The sequence below is a fragment of the Streptomyces sp. NPDC090025 genome (assembly GCF_044748125.1).
In the GTDB taxonomy this organism is placed as follows: domain Bacteria; phylum Actinomycetota; class Actinomycetes; order Streptomycetales; family Streptomycetaceae; genus Streptomyces.
The window spans coordinates 19,936-36,611 of sequence record NZ_JBIVFL010000023.1 but is presented as its reverse complement, the minus strand read 5'-3'; the positions used below and the strand labels follow the sequence as shown (position 1 = coordinate 36,611).

Genomic DNA, 16,676 nt, shown 5'->3' with positions numbered 1-16,676 from the left:
CCGCGAAGGGTCAGAATGGGGAACCATGATCCGGTTCGAGCATGTGACCAAGCGGTACGAGGACGGCACGACGGCCGTCGACGACCTGTCGTTCGAGGTCGCCGAGGGCGAACTGGTCACCCTCGTCGGCCCTTCGGGCTGCGGCAAGACCACCACGATGAAGATGGTCAACCGGCTGGTCGAGCCGACCGGCGGCCGGGTGCTGCTCGGCGGCGAGGACGTCGCCGCGATCGACCCGGTCCGGCTGCGCCGCACCATCGGCTATGTGATCCAGCAGGTGGGCCTGTTCCCGCACCGGACGGTGCTCGACAACACGGCGACCGTCCCCGCGCTGCTCGGCTGGAAGAAGGCGAAGGCCCGGGAGCGGGCGGCCGAGCTGCTCGATCTGGTGGGCCTCGACCCCGGCACGTACGGGCACCGCTACCCCGAGCAGCTGTCCGGCGGACAGCGGCAGCGGGTCGGGGTGGCCAGGGCGCTCGCCGCGGATCCGCCGGTGCTGCTGATGGACGAGCCGTTCGGCGCGGTCGACCCGGTGGTGCGCGAGCGCCTGCAGAGCGAGTTCCTGAACCTGCAGGCCACCGTCCGCAAGACGGTGCTGCTCGTCACCCACGACCTGGAGGAGGCGGTCCGGCTCGGTGACCGGATCGCGGTCTACGGGCAGGGCCGGATCGAGCAGTTCGACACCCCCGCCACGGTGCTCGCCGCGCCCGCCACCCCGTACGTCGCGGACTTCGTCGGCGCCGACCGCGGTCTCAAGCGGCTCACCGTGACGCCGCTGACCGAGGCCGATCTGGAGCCGGCCGAGGGCGGGTCCGGGACCGGGCCCGGGTCCGGTGCGCCCGTCGCGACGCCCGCCGTGGCGCTCGGCGCCTCGCTCAAGGACGCCCTCGCCGTGCTGCTCCAGCACGACGCGGGCCGGATCGCCGTGCACGCGCCGGGCGACCCGGGCCGGGTGCTCGGCTCGCTCACCACGGCCGGGGTGCACCGCGCCCTGCGCCGTACCGACCCCACCCGCCAGGACACCGGCACGGGCACGGAGACGGCCACCGGCACGGACGAGCGGGCGGTCAGCTCGCGCTGAGCCGTCCGGCGATCCACACCAGGCCCGGCGGGATCTCCCGGTTCCAGGTGTTGAAGTTGTGGCCGCCGCTGTCGAGGATGATCGAGGAGACCCGGTTCGGGGCCTTCACCTTGCGGATGAACGCCTGGGTCGCCTTGAGATTGCCCTCACCCTCCTTCGACGACGTGACCAGGAACGACGAGGACTTCGGCTGCTGCGCGTGGTCCAGCGTCCACAGCAGGTCGGCGCGGCGCTGCGCGGCCTTGTCGCCGTGGAACAGGTCGCCGGTCGTGACGTCGTCCGCCGCCTTGTAGTACGCCGAGAACCCGGCGCCCGCCGAGAAGGTCTCCGGGTGGTGCAGGGCGATCTTCAGGGCGCAGTAGCCGCCGGTCGAGTTCCCCATGAAGCCCCAGTTCCGGGCCTTGGTGCCGACCCGGTAGGTCTCCGAGATCGCCTTGGGCAGGTCCTTGGCGAAGAACGTCTCGGTCTGCGGCCCGCCGGGGACGTCGACGCACTCGGTGTCCCGGGGCGGCGCGACCGTCGGCCGCAGCATCACCAGGATCATCGGCTGCATCTTCTTGTCCTTGACCTGCTGGAACGCGGTCTTCGGGTACTTCAGGCCCTTCAGCAGGTTCTCCGCGGTGCCCGGGTAGCCGGTCAGCACCACGGACGCCGGGAACGTCGACTTCTCGTACTTCGGCTGGAAGTACTCCGGCGGCAGGTACACGTACGCGGGCGAGTCGATCTTCGACGTCTCCCCCGCTATGACGACCTTCTGTATCTGCCCGCCGACCGAGGGACGGCCGCCGCCCGGCACGTCCGGCGCCTGGGTGCCGACGACCTTGACGTCCTTTGAGCCGGCCGAGTGGTCCACCACCACGCCCATGTCCTGCTCCTGCCCGAACAGGTCCGCCCACGACCCGTAGAAGAGGAACGAATTGTTCGCCGCCAGACCGACCGAGGCGAACAGGGCCACCTGGGTGGCGAGCAGCAGCCCGATCCGTCCCGAGACGGCCTTCCAGCCGCCGCGGGCCAGCCGCGGCCACAGCCAGATCGTGGCGACGAAGAGCACCACGGCCAGCGCGACGGCGATCGCGAGGACTTTGTTGCTGGTGAGACCCATGAGACGTCCGAGCTTCCTTGCCTGAAATTTCCCTGAGATTTCCCTACCGGCGAGTGAACCCGCCCCATCGCTGCTCCGTCCTAGAAGGCGCAAAACCTCCGGCTCGGCCGCCCACGCGCCTGCCCTGCCGAATCAACGATCTCTCGCGGAGCGACGGGAAGCACGGGAAGCGATGTCTGTCACGGTAGATGGGGACAAATCACGATCGGTTCCGGATCGCGTACGTCAGTTCGTACGCGGCCCCCGGCCCGAGAAGGTCCCGGCGATCGTCGGTACGGCCTGCACACTGATCGGCCTGCTCGACATCGCCGCCGGAGTCTTTCCCCGGTTCCGGGCCAGCCGGATGCACGCGGTCGCCGAGGTCCTCCCCGGCACCCTGGGCCCACTCTCCGCGGCCCTCTCGATCAGCGCGGGCGTCCTGCTCCTGCTGCTCGCCCACGGCCTCAAGCGCCACAAGCGCCGCGCCTGGCGCGCCGCCGTCGTGCTGCTGCCGCTCGGCGCCTCCGCCCAGTTCATCTGGCGCCACTCGGTCACCGGCGCCCTGCTCTCGCTCGCGCTGCTGTACCTGCTGGTCCGCAACCGCGACGAGTTCGCCGCCCTGCCCGACCCACGCAGCCGCTGGCGCGCGCTCGCCAACTTCGTCGTCATGGGCGCCGGATCCATCGCCCTCGGCCTCGTCATCGTCAGCGCCCACCCGCGCCGCGTCATCGGCAGCCCCAGCCTCACCGACCGGCTCGAACACGTGCTGTACGGCCTGTTCGGCTACGAAGGCCCCGTCGCCTACGCCGGCAACACCGACTGGACCGTCGGCTACTCCCTCGGCGCCCTCGGCATGCTCACCGCCCTCACCACCATCTACCTCGCCTTCCGCCCCGAGCACCCCGCCGCCCGGCTCACCGAGGACGACGAGACCAAGCTCCGCGCCCTCCTCGACAAGCACGGCGCCCGCGACTCCCTCGGCCACTTCGCCCTCCGCCACGACAAGGGCGTCGTCTTCTCCCCCAGCGGCAAGGCCGCCGTCTGCTACCGCGTCGTCTCCGGCGTCATGCTCGCCAGCGGCGACCCCATCGGCGACGTCGAAGCCTGGCCCGGCGCCATCGAACGCTTCATGGACGAGGCCAAGGCCCACTCCTGGACCCCCGCCGTCATGGGCTGCTCCGAGACCGGCGGCCAGGTCTGGACCCGCGAGACCGGACTCGACGCCCTCGAACTCGGCGACGAGGCCGTCGTCGACGTCCCCGACTTCTCCCTCTCCGGACGCGCCATGCGCAACGTCCGCCAGATGGTCAAGCGCATCGAGCGCAACGGCTACACCACCAAGGTCCGCCGCGTCTCCGACCTCAGCGACGGCGAACTCGCCCGCGTCCGCCGCGCCGCCGAGGACTGGCGCGGCACCGACACCGAACGAGGCTTCTCCATGGCCCTCGGCCGGATCGGCGGCCACGGCGACGGCGAGGCGGTCATAGCCACCGCCCACAAAGAGGAACCCGAGGACCCCAGCGGCACCCGGTCCCCCTACGGCGACCTGAAGGCGATCATCCACTTCGTCCCCTGGGGCGCGGACGGCATGTCCCTGGAACTCATGCGCCGCGACCGCTCCGCCGACCCCGGCATGAACGAGCTCCTCATCGTCGCCGCCCTCCAGGCCGCCCCCCGCATCGGCATCGCCCGGGTCTCCCTCAACTTCGCGATGTTCCGCTCCGCCCTCGCCCGCGGCGAGAAGATCGGCGCCGGACCCGTCCTGCGCCTGTGGCGCGGACTCCTCGTCTTCCTCTCCCGCTGGTTCCAGATCGAATCCCTCTACAAGTTCAACGCCAAGTTCCAGCCCCGCTGGGAACCCCGCTTCGTCGTCTACCGCAAGAGCCGCGACCTGCCCCGCATCGGCCTCGCCGCCATGCAGGCCGAAGGCTTCGTCACCTTCACCCTCCCCGGCCCGCTCGCCCGGCTCACCCGCCGCACCCTGAGCCCCGCCCCCCGGCCCTGCGCCCACATCGTGGCGAGCACCACCGCCGAGCACGAGGTCCGCGCCGCCTGACCGGCGGCGCCGGACCCGGCCGGGGACCGGCCGGGCCCCCGCCGGACTCCGGCAGGACCCCCGCCAGAGTCCGGCCGGACCGGCCGGAAACCGCCCCCCACGCCACCGCCCCCTACGCTGGACACATGAGTACGACGATCAGCCGGGGCACCGTCCGAGGACTGCCGGAGTGGGACCGCTGCGCGGTCATGGGCGTGGTCAACGTGACCCCCGACTCCTTCTCCGACGGCGGCCGCTGGTTCGACACCACGGCCGCCGTCAAACACGGCCTCGACCTCGTCGCCCAGGGCGCCGACCTCGTCGACGTCGGCGGCGAGTCCACCCGCCCCGGCGCCAGCCGCGTCGACGAGGAGGAAGAACTCCGCCGCGTCGTCCCCGTCGTCCGCGGCCTCGCCGCCGAAGGCGTCGTCGTCTCCGTCGACACCATGCGCGCCACCGTCGCCGCCCACGCCGTCCAAGCCGGCGCCACCCTCGTCAACGACGTCTCCGGCGGCCTCGCCGACCCCCAGATGGTCCCCGCCGTCGCCGCCGCCGAAGTCCCCTTCGTCGTCATGCACTGGCGCGGCTTCAGCGACACCATGAACAGCCTCGCCGTGTACGACGACGTCGTCGGCGAAGTCGTCCGCGAACTCCGCACCCGCGTCGACGCCGTCGTCAGCGGCGGCATCGCCCCCGAACGCCTCGTCGTCGACCCCGGCCTCGGCTTCGCCAAACTCGCCCCCCACGACCTCACCCTCGTCGCCCACCTCCCCGAACTCCGCGCCCTCGGCCACCCCCTCCTCGTCGCCGCCTCCCGCAAACGCTTCCTCGGCCACGTCCTCACCCGCGACGGCGCCGCCACCCCGCCACCCGCCCGCGAACGCGACGCCGCCACCGCCGCCGTCTCCGCCCTCGCCGCCCACGACGGCGCCTGGGCCGTCCGCGTCCACGAGGTCCGCGCCACCGCCGACGCCGTCCGCGTCGCCAGAGCCGTCGAAGGAGCCAGGTGACCCCCGCCCCCGCCCCCGGCCGACGCCACGACCGCGAGCCCGACCGGGCCGCCGTCGAAGCCGCCAACACCGCCTTCTACGAGGCGATGGAACAGGGCGACTTCGACACCGTCACCGACCTCTGGCTCGACGACGGCGCCACCGGCATCTCCTGCGTCCACCCCGGCTGGCCCGTCCTCACCGGCCGCACCGAAGTGCTCCGCTCGTACGCCCTGATCATGGCGAACACCGACTACATCCAGTTCTTCCTCACCGACGTCGAGATCTCGCTCGCCGCCGACGTGGCGGTCGTCACGTGCACCGAGAACATCCTCAGCGGCGGCCCCGCCGAGGACGGCGCCGAGCTCGGCCCCCTCGTCGGACAGCTCGTCGTCGCCACCAACGTCTTCCGCCGCACGTCACAAGGGTGGAAGGTGTGGTCCCACCACGGCTCGCCCGTCCTGCCCGAGACCGAACCCGAAGACGGCCCCGACCCCACCGACTGACCCGCCCGGCACACCGCACCGGCCGAGCCCCTGGTCCGGCTGTCCGCGGCCGCGGGTAGATTCGAGGTGGACACCCGGCCGTCCGCACCCGGCTGCGTGGCCACCGGAACTACGACAGCAGGAGTGATTCGCGTGGATCGTGTCGCGCTGCGCGGCCTCAAGGCCCGAGGACACCACGGAGTGTTCCCCAAGGAGCGCGAGGAGGGCCAGACCTTCATCGTCGACCTCACCCTCGCCATCGACACCCGCGCCGCGGCCGCCGACGACGACCTGACGAAGACCGTCCACTACGGCGTCGTCGCCGAAGAGGTCGTCGATGTCGTCCAGGGCGAGCCGGTCGACCTCATCGAGACACTCGCCGAGCGCATCGCCCAGCAGTGCCTCAAGCACCCCGGGGTCCAGGAGGTCGAGGTCGTCGTCCACAAGCCGGACGCGCCGATCACCGTCCCCTTCGACGACGTGACCGTCACCATCACCCGGAGCCGCGCATGAAGCCCCAGCACAGCGACCCGACCGTGCAGCCCGTCCCGGCGGCCGTCACCGCCGCCGTCGACGCCGCGGACATCACCCTCTCCAACCCGAAATGGGCCGTCCTCGCCCTCGGCGCCAACCTCGGCAACCGCCTGGAGACCCTCCAGGGCGCCGTCGACGCCCTCGAAGACACCCCCGGCCTGCGGGTCAAGGCCGTCTCCGCCGTGTACGAGACCGAGCCCTGGGGCGTCGACCCCGGCAGCCAGCCCTCGTACTTCAACGCGGTCCTCCTGGTGAAGACCACCCTCCCGCCGAGCTCCCTGCTCGAACGCGCACACGCCGTCGAGGAAGCCTTCCACCGGGTCCGCGAGGAGCGCTGGGGCGCCCGCACCATCGACGTCGACATCATCACGTACGCCGACGTCCTCTCCGACGACCCCGAACTCACCCTCCCGCACCCCCGCGCCCACCAGCGCGCCTTCGTCCTCGCCCCCTGGCACGACGTCGACCCCGAGGCCCAGCTCCCCGGCCACGGCCCGGTCGCCGACCTCCTCGGCGCCCTCGGCAGCACCGGAATCGCGGCGCGCACCGACCTGGAACTCCGGCTGCCGGAGTAGTCGTTACGCTCGACGAGAACCACGGCCAGCCCCCACACGAAGGACAACCGGTGAAACAACTGCGGCTCAAGGTGCTCGCCGGACTGTTCGTCGCCGCCGGCGTCCTCTCCTGGGGCGCCGCCCGGCTGTGGGACTCCGTCGGCACGCTCCCCAGCGTGCCGCTCGCGGCCCCCATCGTCCTCGCCGCCATCGCCGTCGTCCTCACCGCGACCGCCCTCTCCCTGCGCGCCCGCCTCAAGGCCCAGCGCGACCGCCGCCCCGACGCCAAGGGCGTCGAACCCCTGATGGCCGCCCGCGCCGTCGTCTTCGGCCAGGCCAGCGCCCTCGTCGCCGCCCTGGTCGCGGGCATGTACGGCGGCACGGGCGTCTTCCTCCTCGACTCCCTCGACATCCCCGCCCGCCGCGACCAGGCCGTCTACGCCGCCTTCGCGGTCCTGGCGGGCTTCGCGGTGATCGCGGCGGCGCTGTTCCTGGAGCGGGTGTGCCGGCTGCCGGAGGACGACGACCACAACACCCCCGGCCGCGCCCCCGCGAACTGACCGCACGACTCCCCGGCGCCCCGCACCCCCCGCTCCCCCGCGCCTACCAGGGCTCCCGCACCAGGTGCCCGTTCACCAGGAAGGTGGGGTGCGGGGAGAGCCGGTAGCGGTAGAAGGTGAAGGGCTTGGTGCCGAGGGCGGGACGCGGGCGGACCTCGTGGACCTGGACCCAGGACGCCTCCCGCAGGTGCAGCGGGTGCTTCTCGGGCCGGAAGGTGCCGCGCGCGGGCCAGCTGTCGGCCAGGTAGAGCCGGGAGGCCCGCCCGGCCACCTTGGACGGCGTGAAGCGGGCTCCGATGATCCCCGCCCATTCCTTCAGGAACGGAACGTTGGCGCTGACCACGATCCTGCCCGTGAACTGCTTCTTCACCCGGAAGCCGTCACCGTCCGCGTAGCCGTCGATGAAGCCGTCGAACGTCTCGCGATCGCGCAGCACCACGCGGGGGAACCCCTGCCGCATGTGGTGCGGATCGCCGCCCACGTACTGCCGCATCAGGTCGGAGAGGTACGACGACACCACGCGGACCCGGAATCCGGCGACGTCCCGCCCCAGATACCCGGACGGTCGCGTCACCGGCTCCAGCCGCGCGTCCAGGCCCGTGGCGGCCGTGAGCGCGGCCGCGTAGCGTGCCGCGAACGCCTCGTCGTTCACGATCAGCGACACATAGTTCTTGTGGACCGTGCCGTCCGCACAGGTAGCACCGACGAAGTAGCCGAACGCGTGCCCGGGGCGTACGGTCAGCCTTTCGCGGCGGAGCTTGCGCGCCGGGGTCCACGCGATCTCCCCGCCCGCCACATCGCGAGCAGGCGTCCAGCCGTCCGGAGTGCTCAGCAGCAGGTCCGGGCTGGCGACGAAGGTCATGTGCTCCGTGACCACCTCGACGGCGTCGCGCGCCTTGACCGCCGTCACGTCCACGACCGTGGTGCGCACCGTCCGGTCGCCGTCCAAGGTCCACATGGACGCCCCGGGAGCCACGTCCTTCGCCTGGACACAGCCGTCCACCACGTTCACCAGCATCTTGCTGGAGAGCCCGTACCCCATACCGTTCCCCCTCGATCAGCGTTCCCTCAGCTGATCGAGGACGGTATGGGGAGAGACGGCTGGTTCGCCCCTAACGTGCCAATATCAGGGACATGGCCTCGGCCCGGGTGGTAGCGTCGCGAAGTTGCCCGCGCACCGCCGAGGTCGTCGTCTTCGCGCCCGGCTTGCGCACGCCTCGCAGCGCCATGCACATGTGCTCCGCCTCGATCACGACGATCACACCGCGCGCGTCGAGGATCCGCATCAGCGAATCGGCGATCTGCGTCGTCAGGCGCTCCTGGACCTGCGGACGGCGGGCGAAGACGTCCACGAGTCGGGCGAGCTTCGAGAGTCCGGTGATTTTGCCCGATTCGGCCGGAATGTAGCCAATGTGAGCTACGCCATGAAATGGCAGCAAATGATGTTCACATTGCGACGTCAGTTCGATATCTTTCACGAGGACCATCTCATCGTGTCCGAGGTCGAACGTCGTCGTCAGCACGTCCTCGGGCTTCTGCCACAGCCCCGCGAACAACTCCTTGTACGCCCGCGCCACGCGCGCGGGCGTCTCCCGCAGCCCCTCGCGGTCCGGGTCCTCGCCGACCGCGATGAGGAGCTCCCGTACGGCGTTCTCGGCGCGCTTCTCGTCGAACTCGCCGATCGGGCCCTCGCCGTCCAGCGTCACCGGGTCGGTCATCTGTGCCTCGTTTTCGTCTGTGTGAAGAACACGGCGCGAAAAAGCCGCGCCCCCACAGGCTAGAACCTGTGAGGGCACGGCTTCCATTCCGGGATCCGGCACCGGACACCGCCGGACATCGTCCAGCCTCGTCCGGCGGTGCCTTACGGCTCCGGAGTGTCCTCCGGCGCGATGTCGATCGACTTGGTGGTGTCGACCGGCGTGCTCGCCGCCGAGGAGCCGTTGGCGCTGTTGGTCAGGGCCAGCTCCTTCGGGGAGAGGACCGGCGGGCGGGTGGACGGCGTGCGGTGGGACGAGCCGGTCCAGGCCGGGCGGGCCGGGCGCTTGACGATCATCTTGAAGATCTCGGCGATCTCCTCCTTGCCCAGGGTCTCCTTCTCCAGGAGCGCCAGGACCAGGTTGTCGAGGACGTCGCGGTTCTCGACCAGGATCTCCCACGCCTCGTTGTGCGCGGTCTCGATGAGCTTCTTGACCTCTTCGTCGACCAGCGCGGCGACCTCTTCCGAGTAGTCGCGCTGGTGCGCCATCTCGCGGCCGAGGAAGGGCTCGGTGTTGTCGCCGCCGAACTTGATGGCGCCGAGCCGCTCGGTCATGCCGTACTGGGTGACCATCGCGCGGGCCGTGGCCGTGGCCTTCTCGATGTCGTTCGCGGCGCCGGTGGTCGGGTCGTGGAAGACCAGTTCCTCGGCGGCGCGCCCGCCCAGCATGTACGCGAGCTGGTCGAGCATCTCGTTGCGGGTGGTCGAGTACTTGTCCTCGTCCGGCAGGACCATCGTGTAGCCCAGGGCGCGGCCGCGGGACAGGATGGTGATCTTGTGGACCGGGTCGGAGTTCGGGGAGGCCGCCGCGACCAGGGCGTGTCCGCCCTCGTGGTACGCGGTGATCTTCTTCTCCTTGTCGGACATGATCCGGGTCCGCTTCTGCGGGCCCGCCACGACGCGGTCGATGGCCTCGTCCAGGGCGTGGTTGTCGATCAGCTTCTTGTCCGAGCGGGCGGTGAGCAGCGCCGCCTCGTTGAGGACGTTCGACAGGTCGGCACCGGTGAAGCCGGGGGTGCGGCGGGCGACGGCGCCGAGGTCGACGTCCGGGGCGACCGGCTTGCCCTTCTGGTGGACCTTGAGGATCTCCAGACGGCCCTGCATGTCCGGGCGGTCGACGGCGATCTGCCGGTCGAAGCGGCCGGGGCGCAGGAGGGCCGGGTCGAGGATGTCGGGCCGGTTGGTGGCGGCGATCAGGATGACGCCGCCCTTCACGTCGAAGCCGTCCATCTCGACGAGCAGCTGGTTGAGGGTCTGCTCGCGCTCGTCGTGGCCGCCGCCGAGGCCGGCGCCGCGGTGGCGGCCGACGGCGTCGATCTCGTCGACGAAGACGATGGCGGGGGCGTTGGCCTTGGCCTGCTCGAAGAGGTCGCGGACGCGGCTGGCGCCGACACCCACGAACATCTCGACGAAGTCGGAGCCGGAGATCGAGTAGAACGGCACGCCTGCCTCGCCGGCGACGGCGCGGGCCAGCAGGGTCTTGCCGGTGCCGGGCGGGCCGTACAGCAGCACGCCCTTGGGGATCTTGGCGCCGACGGCCTGGAACTTGGCGGGCTCCTGGAGGAATTCCTTGATCTCGTGGAGTTCCTCGACGGCCTCGTCGGATCCGGCGACGTCCGCGAAGGTCGTCTTGGGGGTGTCCTTGGTGATGAGCTTGGCCTTGGACTTCCCGAAGTTCATGACCCGGGAGCCGCCGCCCTGCATCTGGTTCATCAGGAACAGGAAGACGACCACGATGAGGACGAAGGGGAGCAGGGAGAGCAGGACCGAGACGAACGGGGACTGCTTCGTCGGGGAGACGGTGTAGCCGCCCTCGATCTGCCCGGCCTCGAACTTCTCCTGCAGCTTGTCGGCGAGATCGGCGCCCTGGCTGCCGATGTAGCTGGCCTGGACCTTGCCGCTCTTGTCGATCTTCTGGCCGTCGACGAGCTCGATCTTGACGACCTGCTCGTCACCGGTGGTGAGCTTTGCGGATTTGACCTGGTTCTTGTCGATCGCCTGGACGACCTTGCCGGTGTCCACCGTCTTGTAGCCCTCGGACGAGCCGACGACCTGCATCAGCACGACCACGGCGAGGACGACCAGCACGATCCACATGACCGGCCCACGGAAGTATCGCTTCACGTCCATCCATACGGGGCGCGCTAGGCACCCCGTCCCTCCTGCCCGTAGGTGAATGCTGCTGAGTAGCTGCGGTTGTTTGGAGCTGCGGTATGAAAAAGCTGTTCTTCGGACGGTACCCCAGCATGGGCACCCGCGACCGTCTTCCCACGTTCAACGGAGGGAAGACGGTGCGGGTTCCCTTGGGTGGCGGGGGTTCTCAGCCGCCGTACACGTGCGGGGCGAGGGTGCCGACGAAGGGGAGGTTGCGGTACTTCTCGGCGTAGTCCAGGCCGTATCCGACGACGAATTCGTTGGGGATGTCGAAGCCGATCCACTTGACGTCGATGGCGACCTTGGCGGCGTCGGGCTTGCGCAGCAGGGTGCAGACCTCCAGGGAGGCCGGCTCGCGCGAGCCGAGGTTCGACAGCAGCCAGGACAGGGTCAGGCCGGAGTCGATGATGTCCTCGACGATCAGGACGTGGCGGCCCTTGATGTCGGTGTCGAGGTCCTTGAGGATCCGGACGACGCCGGAGGACTGGGTGCCCGCCCCGTAGGAGGAGACGGCCATCCAGTCCATGGTGACGGGGGTGGACAGGGCGCGTGCCAGGTCCGCCATCACCATCACGGCGCCCTTGAGGACGCCGACGATGAGCAGGTCCTTGCCCGCGTACTCACTGTCGATCTTCGCGGCCAGCTCGGCCAGCTTCGCGTCGATCTCTTCCTTGGTGATGAGCACCGACTTGAGGTCGGCACCCATGTCCTTCTCGTTCACCCGGGTCACTTTCGTTGCAGCGTGCGTCAGCCTTGCCGGATGACCAGTCTGCCACCCTGCCGCAGTGCCTCGACCCGGCCGGGCAGATTGATGGCTCCCTGGCCTCGCCAGCCGGTGATGAGGCGGTCGATCTCCTCGATGTGGCGGGCGAAGAGGGAGCCGGCCGGGGCGCCCTCGGCGATGACGGCGCGGCGCAGTACGCGGCGGCGGACGGCGGGGGGCAGCCCGAAGAGCTTGGCGCATTCGAGGCGGCCGGTCTCGTCGCGTACGGAGCCCTCGGCGTCGGCGGCCCAGGCGTCGAGGGCGTCGGCGTCGTCGCGGGAGAGCTGGGCCGTTCGGGCGAGGGCTTCGACGACGCCCTTGCCGAGGGCTTTCTCCAGGGCGGGGAGGCCCTCGTGGCGGAGCCGGGAGCGGGTGTAGGCGGGGTCGCTGTTGTGGGGGTCGTCCCAGACGGCGAGTTCCTGGGCGACGCATGCCTTGCGGACGGTCTGCCGGTCGAGCTCCAGGAAGGGGCGGCGGTAGCGGCGGCCGGTGCCGGAGACGGCGGCCATGCCGGACAGGGAGCGGATGCCGGAGCCGCGGGCGAGGCCGAGCAGGACGGTTTCCGCCTGGTCGTCGCGGGTGTGGCCGAGCAGGACGGCGGTGGCGCCGTGGTGTTCGGCGGCGGCGTCGAGGGCGGCGTAGCGGGCGTCGCGGGCGGCGGCTTCGGGGCCGCCGTCGCGGCCGACGGTGACGGCGACGGCTTCGACGGGGTCGAGGCCGAGGGCGGTCATGCGGTCGGCGACCTCGCGGGCGCGCTGGGCGGAGCCTGCCTGGAGGCCGTGGTCGACGGTGATGCCGCCGGCGCGGACGTCGAGCTTGCGGGCTTCGAAGGCGAGCGCGGAGGCGAGCGCCATGGAGTCGGCGCCGCCGGAGCAGGCGACGAGGACCAGGGGGTGGGGGCGGGTTGCCGTGTCCGGCCCGGGGGCGCTGGGGGTGCCGGGGGCGCTGGGGGTGCTCGGGGTGGTGCTGGGGGTGGTGGTCTGGTGCTCGGTGAGGACGTCGTGGAGTACGCGGCGGACCGCCAGGCGTATCGCCGCGACCGCAGGATGGGGACCCATGTCCGGTGCCCTTCGTGGTGAGTGTGGGTGCCTCGGTCGGAGTCTTAACGGTCGGAATAGGGGGTTCGGTCACTCAGAGTGCGACGATGGTGACAGAACATGGCCGTTACCCGAGCATTGCACGCCTCACCCGCCGTCTACGGTCCCTCGGATGGGTGATTGGCGGGGTGTTGTTCAGCCATCCGACGCTCCTGCCCCAGGAGTCTGCCCTACGGTGCGCCCTCACCCGGCGTGGTGGCGTCGCCCTTGCGGTGGACGCGGGCGATCCAGTCGGCGGGCCGGGCGATCTCCGTCTTGGTGGGGAGGGTGTTGGGGGAGGTCCAGACCCGGTTGAAGCCGTCCATGCCGACCTCGTCGACGACGGCGCGGACGAAGCGTTCGCCGTCGCGGTACTGGCGGAGCTTGGCGTCGAGGCCGAGGAACTTGCGCAGGGCGAGGTCGAGCCGGGAGGCGCCGCGGGCGCGGCGCTGCTGGAACTTCTCGCGGATCTCGGCGACGGAGGGCACGACCTCGGGTCCCACGCCGTCCATGACGTAGTCGGCGTGGCCTTCGAGCAGGCTCATGACGGCGGTGAGGCGGCCGAGGATCTCGCGTTGTTCGGGGGTCTGGACGAGTTCGACGAGGGAGGGCGAGGGTTCGCCGCGTTCGCCGTCGGGGCGGCCGCCGGCCAGGGCCTGGGCGGCTTCGCGGAGGCGTTCGACGACGGTGGAGGGGTCGACGTCGGTGGCGGCGAGGAAGGACTGGATCTCGCCCTGGAGGTGGTCGCGCAGCCAGGGGACGGCGGTGAACTGGGTGCGGTGGGTCTCCTCGTGGAGGCAGACCCAGAGCCGGAAGTCGTGCGGGTCGACGTCGAGTTCGCGTTCGACGTGGACGATGTTGGGGGCGACGAGCAGCAGTCGGCCGCCGCCGTCGGTCCCGGCGGGCAGGTCGCGGGTGGCGGGGGCGAAGGTCTCGTACTGGCCGAGGATCCGGGAGGCCAGGAAGGACAGCAGCATGCCGAGTTCGACGCCGGTGACCTTGCCGCCGACGGCGGACAGGACGGTGCCGCCGGGCGTGCTCGCCCGGCGCTCGCTCATCTTCTCGAGGAGCGGTGAGAGCAGTTCGCGGAAGCCGGCGACGTTGGCCTTGATCCAGCCGGCCCGGTCGACGACGAGGACGGGCGTGTCGGGGATGTCGGCGGGGTCGTGGCCGTCGGGGATCATCCGGGTGTAGGCGCGGACGTGGGTTTCGGCGGCCTGGGCGTGCCTGCGGAGTTCGGCGACGACCTCGCGGGCCTCCTCGCGGCTCACCTCGGGGCCCGGGCGCACCAGTCGGGTCGCCGTCGCGACGGCGAGATTCCAGTCGACCATCCCCGATGTCCCTGCACCACCGATGCTCGTCATGCGTCAACCGTACGTTCTCGGCGGCGGTTCGGTGAGGGTTAGGGCCTGTCCGGTGTGCCCCGGCGGGCGGGTCAGCGGGGTGGGGCGAGGGCGGCGGAGAGCCGGTCGAGGGCGGTCTGGGCGGCGTCGGGGGCGGTGGTGCGGCCGGCCAGGAACGCGAAGGCGAGGAGCCGTCCGTCGGGGGTGACGACGGTTCCGGCGAGGGTGTTGACGCCGGTGAGGGTGCCGGTCTTGGCGCGGACGAGTCCGGCGCCGGCGGCGGCGGGTCCGTCGCCGAAGCGTCCGGCGAGGGTGCCGCTGAAGCCGCTGACGGGCAGGCCGGTGAGGACCGGGCGCAGGGCGGGGCGGGCGGGGTCGGCGGCGCGGGTGAGGATGCCGGTGAGCAGGGCGGCGGAGACCCGGTCGGCGCGGTCGAGGCCGCTGCCGTCGGCGAAGCGGGCGCCGGCGAGCGGGAGGCCGAGCCGGGCGAGTTCGGCGTGCACGGCCTTGCCCGCGCCCGCGAAGCTGGCGGGCTGGTGGCGGGCGAGCGCGGTCTGCCGGGCGAGGGCTTCGGCGAGGTCGTTGTCGCTGTGGGTGAGGGTGCGTTCGACGAGGTCGGCGAGGGGGGCGGAGTCGGTACGGGCGAGGAGCGCGGGCGCGGGGGCGGGGGCTTTCGCGGGCGGGGGTGCGGTGGAGCCGGTGGGGCCTGCGGGTCCGGTGGGGCCTGCGGGCTTCGTGGGCTGCGCGCCCGCCGTCGGCTTCGCGTCGTTCGACGGCTTCGCGCCCTCCGTCGGCTGCTTCGCCGCGTCCCGCGCCCGGCCGTGCGTCGGCTCGCCCTCGACCCGGACCCCGGCCTCGCGGAGCAGTCCCGCGAAGGTCCTCGCGGTGTCGCCCGCCGGGTCGGCGGAGCGCGGCGCGGGGCCGCTGGTGCTGTGGTCGAGGCGGCCCTCGTCGGTCATCAGGGCGGTGACCGGGGCGATGTTCTCGTTGGGGCCGATGGGGTGGAGCTCGGGGCCGCTGTAGCGGCTGGTGTCGTAGCCGAGCCGGACCGGTCCCGTGACGCCCCGGGCGCGCAGGGCGCGGGCGGTGTCGGCGGCGAGGGTCTTGAGGCGGGCCCGGTCGAGGGTGGGGTCGCCGCCGCCGACGAGGGTGACGGTGCGGCCGTCCGGGGCGGCGACGGTGGTGGTGGCGATCCGGTGGTCGGGGCCGAGCGCGGAGAGCGCGGCGGCGGTCGTGGCGATCTTGACGGTGGACGCGGGCGTCATCGGGGTGCCCGCGCCCTCCCCGTACAGCTGCTTCCCCGTCACGGCGTCGACCACGGACGCGGTGCGCAGCGGGCCGAGGCCGGGGTCGGCGAGCAGCGGTACGAGCCGGGCGGCGAGGTCGTCGCCCGTACGGGTGGTCGTCCCGGCCGGTGCGGTGGCGGCGCCGAGGGCGCGGAGCACGCCGGGGGCGCTGGGTGCGGGGGCGGGGCGGTGCGGGGCGGCGGCGGGGGGTCCGGCGTGATGTACGCCACCTCGCCCGTCGGCGAGGACCGCGGCGGCGCGCTCGGCCTTACGCTGACCGGAGTCCCACGGACCGGCGGCGGCCACCGCCCCGGTGGCCAGGGCCAGACCGAGCACGGCGGAGCCCGCCACGTACTGCCAGGTTCTCGGCTCCGGCATGTGATGACCAGCCCCATTTCGCGATCAAGAGCGTGCGTGAGAGACACTTAACCACCGCGCGTCGTCGCGAGGCATTGACATGTGTTGATTCAGGAGGAGATCCACCCGTGGAGTTCGACGTCACCATCGAGATCCCCAAGGGGTCGCGGAACAAGTACGAGGTCGACCACGAGAGCGGTCGGATCCGCCTGGACCGCCGCCTCTTCACCTCGACCGCCTACCCGACGGACTACGGCTTCGTCGAGAACACCCTGGGCGAGGACGGCGACCCGCTGGACGCGCTGGTCATCCTGGACGAGCCGACGTTCCCGGGCTGCCTCATCAAGTGCCGCGCCATCGGCATGTTCCGCATGACGGACGAGGCCGGCGGCGACGACAAGCTGCTGTGCGTCCCGGCGACCGACCCGCGGATGGAGCACCTGCGCGACATCCACCACGTGCCGGAGTTCGACCGCCTGGAGATCCAGCACTTCTTCGAGGTCTACAAGGACCTGGAGCCCGGCAAGTCCGTCGAGGGCGCCGACTGGGTCGGCCGCGCCGAGGCCGAGGTCGAGATCGAGAAGTCGTACAAGCGCTTCAAGGAGACGGGCGGCCACTGAGC

General features: G+C 71.6%; 16 protein-coding genes. 8 read left to right on the top strand and 8 right to left on the bottom strand.

Going from position 1 to position 16,676, the window contains the following annotated elements; translation table 11 throughout:
• Positions 1–25 precede the first annotated feature (25 nt).
• Positions 26–1,081 (top strand): ABC transporter ATP-binding protein, encoded by a 1,056-nt coding sequence (locus ACIPXM_RS34155; protein ID WP_401663666.1) that lies wholly within the window; start codon positions 26–28, stop codon positions 1,079–1,081.
• Here the strand turns inward: ACIPXM_RS34155 and ACIPXM_RS34150 are convergent.
• Positions 1,068–2,183 carry an alpha/beta hydrolase gene (locus tag ACIPXM_RS34150; RefSeq protein ID WP_401663664.1) on the bottom strand — a complete coding sequence of 372 codons (1,116 nt, stop codon included), beginning with the start codon at positions 2,181–2,183 and terminating at the stop codon, positions 1,068–1,070. The genes ACIPXM_RS34155 and ACIPXM_RS34150 overlap by 14 nt on opposite strands.
• A 172-nt stretch (positions 2,184–2,355) precedes the next feature.
• Here ACIPXM_RS34150 and ACIPXM_RS34145 point away from each other — a divergent pair, with 172 nt between their 5' ends.
• The 6 genes from ACIPXM_RS34145 to ACIPXM_RS34120 all read left to right on the top strand — a co-directional run bounded on the left by ACIPXM_RS34145 (position 2,356) and on the right by ACIPXM_RS34120 (position 7,319).
• On the top strand, positions 2,356–4,218 hold the full coding sequence (locus ACIPXM_RS34145) for a phosphatidylglycerol lysyltransferase domain-containing protein (protein WP_401663661.1): 1,863 nt from the start codon (positions 2,356–2,358) through the stop codon (positions 4,216–4,218).
• Between the two features lie 125 nt (positions 4,219–4,343).
• Positions 4,344–5,207 carry a dihydropteroate synthase gene (gene folP / locus ACIPXM_RS34140; RefSeq protein ID WP_401663659.1) on the top strand — a complete coding sequence of 288 codons (864 nt, stop codon included), beginning with the start codon at positions 4,344–4,346 and terminating at the stop codon, positions 5,205–5,207.
• A complete protein-coding gene (locus tag ACIPXM_RS34135) occupies positions 5,204–5,692 on the top strand; it encodes a nuclear transport factor 2 family protein (protein WP_401663657.1) in 489 nt (162 codons plus the stop codon). The genes folP and ACIPXM_RS34135 overlap by 4 nt, the downstream gene beginning before the upstream one ends.
• A 132-nt stretch (positions 5,693–5,824) precedes the next feature.
• Positions 5,825–6,184: a dihydroneopterin aldolase gene (folB, locus tag ACIPXM_RS34130; RefSeq protein ID WP_401663654.1), complete on the top strand. Its 360-nt coding sequence runs from the start codon at positions 5,825–5,827 to the stop codon at positions 6,182–6,184.
• Complete coding sequence (folK, locus tag ACIPXM_RS34125) at positions 6,181–6,780, top strand: 2-amino-4-hydroxy-6-hydroxymethyldihydropteridine diphosphokinase (protein WP_401663651.1); 600 nt, start codon at positions 6,181–6,183, stop codon at positions 6,778–6,780. The genes folB and folK overlap by 4 nt, the downstream gene beginning before the upstream one ends.
• Before the next feature lie 50 nt (positions 6,781–6,830).
• Positions 6,831–7,319 (top strand): DUF3180 domain-containing protein, encoded by a 489-nt coding sequence (locus ACIPXM_RS34120; protein WP_401663649.1) that lies wholly within the window; start codon positions 6,831–6,833, stop codon positions 7,317–7,319.
• Between the two features lie 43 nt (positions 7,320–7,362).
• Here ACIPXM_RS34120 and ACIPXM_RS34115 read toward each other — a convergent pair whose 3' ends face one another.
• The 7 genes from ACIPXM_RS34115 to dacB all read right to left on the bottom strand — a co-directional run bounded on the left by ACIPXM_RS34115 (position 7,363) and on the right by dacB (position 16,075).
• Positions 7,363–8,361, bottom strand: coding sequence for a hypothetical protein (locus ACIPXM_RS34115; protein WP_401663647.1), 999 nt, complete (start codon positions 8,359–8,361; stop codon positions 7,363–7,365).
• Between the two features lie 70 nt (positions 8,362–8,431).
• Complete coding sequence (gene folE / locus ACIPXM_RS34110) at positions 8,432–9,037, bottom strand: GTP cyclohydrolase I FolE (RefSeq protein WP_401663643.1); 606 nt, start codon at positions 9,035–9,037, stop codon at positions 8,432–8,434.
• A gap of 143 nt (positions 9,038–9,180) precedes the next feature.
• Positions 9,181–11,205, bottom strand: coding sequence for an ATP-dependent zinc metalloprotease FtsH (ftsH, locus tag ACIPXM_RS34105; RefSeq protein ID WP_401663640.1), 2,025 nt, complete (start codon positions 11,203–11,205; stop codon positions 9,181–9,183).
• Positions 11,206–11,395: 190 nt separating this feature from the next.
• Positions 11,396–11,935 carry a hypoxanthine phosphoribosyltransferase gene (gene hpt, locus ACIPXM_RS34100; RefSeq protein WP_401663782.1) on the bottom strand — a complete coding sequence of 180 codons (540 nt, stop codon included), beginning with the start codon at positions 11,933–11,935 and terminating at the stop codon, positions 11,396–11,398.
• Positions 11,936–11,976: 41 nt separating this feature from the next.
• The gene (gene tilS / locus ACIPXM_RS34095; RefSeq protein ID WP_401663638.1) at positions 11,977–13,050 is read right to left on the bottom strand and encodes a tRNA lysidine(34) synthetase TilS; all 1,074 of its coding nucleotides are present in this window, start codon (positions 13,048–13,050) and stop codon (positions 11,977–11,979) included.
• Between the two features lie 209 nt (positions 13,051–13,259).
• Positions 13,260–14,432, bottom strand: a complete 1,173-nt coding sequence (locus tag ACIPXM_RS34090) for a zinc-dependent metalloprotease (protein ID WP_401663636.1) — start codon at positions 14,430–14,432, stop codon at positions 13,260–13,262.
• A gap of 71 nt (positions 14,433–14,503) precedes the next feature.
• A complete protein-coding gene (gene dacB, locus ACIPXM_RS34085) occupies positions 14,504–16,075 on the bottom strand; it encodes a D-alanyl-D-alanine carboxypeptidase/D-alanyl-D-alanine-endopeptidase (protein ID WP_401663633.1) in 1,572 nt (523 codons plus the stop codon).
• A 107-nt stretch (positions 16,076–16,182) separates the two neighbouring features.
• Between dacB and ACIPXM_RS34080 the strand changes: the two genes are divergently transcribed.
• Positions 16,183–16,674 (top strand): inorganic diphosphatase, encoded by a 492-nt coding sequence (locus ACIPXM_RS34080; RefSeq protein WP_401663631.1) that lies wholly within the window; start codon positions 16,183–16,185, stop codon positions 16,672–16,674.
• The last annotated feature ends 2 nt before the right edge of the window (positions 16,675–16,676 follow it).

Coding starts and splice junctions, on each gene's coding strand:
- dacB (WP_401663633.1), bottom strand. CDS start 16,075: ATGCCGGAGCCGAGAACCTGGCAGTACGTGGCGGGCTCCGCCGTGCTC.
- ACIPXM_RS34115 (WP_401663647.1), bottom strand. CDS start 8,361: ATGGGGTACGGGCTCTCCAGCAAGATGCTGGTGAACGTGGTGGACGGC.
- folE (WP_401663643.1), bottom strand. CDS start 9,037: ATGACCGACCCGGTGACGCTGGACGGCGAGGGCCCGATCGGCGAGTTC.
- ACIPXM_RS34145 (WP_401663661.1), top strand. CDS start 2,356: ATGTCTGTCACGGTAGATGGGGACAAATCACGATCGGTTCCGGATCGC.
- ACIPXM_RS34090 (WP_401663636.1), bottom strand. CDS start 14,432: ATGACGAGCATCGGTGGTGCAGGGACATCGGGGATGGTCGACTGGAAT.
- ACIPXM_RS34155 (WP_401663666.1), top strand. CDS start 26: ATGATCCGGTTCGAGCATGTGACCAAGCGGTACGAGGACGGCACGACG.
- hpt (WP_401663782.1), bottom strand. CDS start 11,935: ATGGGTGCCGACCTCAAGTCGGTGCTCATCACCAAGGAAGAGATCGAC.
- folP (WP_401663659.1), top strand. CDS start 4,344: ATGAGTACGACGATCAGCCGGGGCACCGTCCGAGGACTGCCGGAGTGG.
- ACIPXM_RS34150 (WP_401663664.1), bottom strand. CDS start 2,183: ATGGGTCTCACCAGCAACAAAGTCCTCGCGATCGCCGTCGCGCTGGCC.
- folK (WP_401663651.1), top strand. CDS start 6,181: ATGAAGCCCCAGCACAGCGACCCGACCGTGCAGCCCGTCCCGGCGGCC.
- tilS (WP_401663638.1), bottom strand. CDS start 13,050: ATGGGTCCCCATCCTGCGGTCGCGGCGATACGCCTGGCGGTCCGCCGC.
- ftsH (WP_401663640.1), bottom strand. CDS start 11,205: ATGGACGTGAAGCGATACTTCCGTGGGCCGGTCATGTGGATCGTGCTG.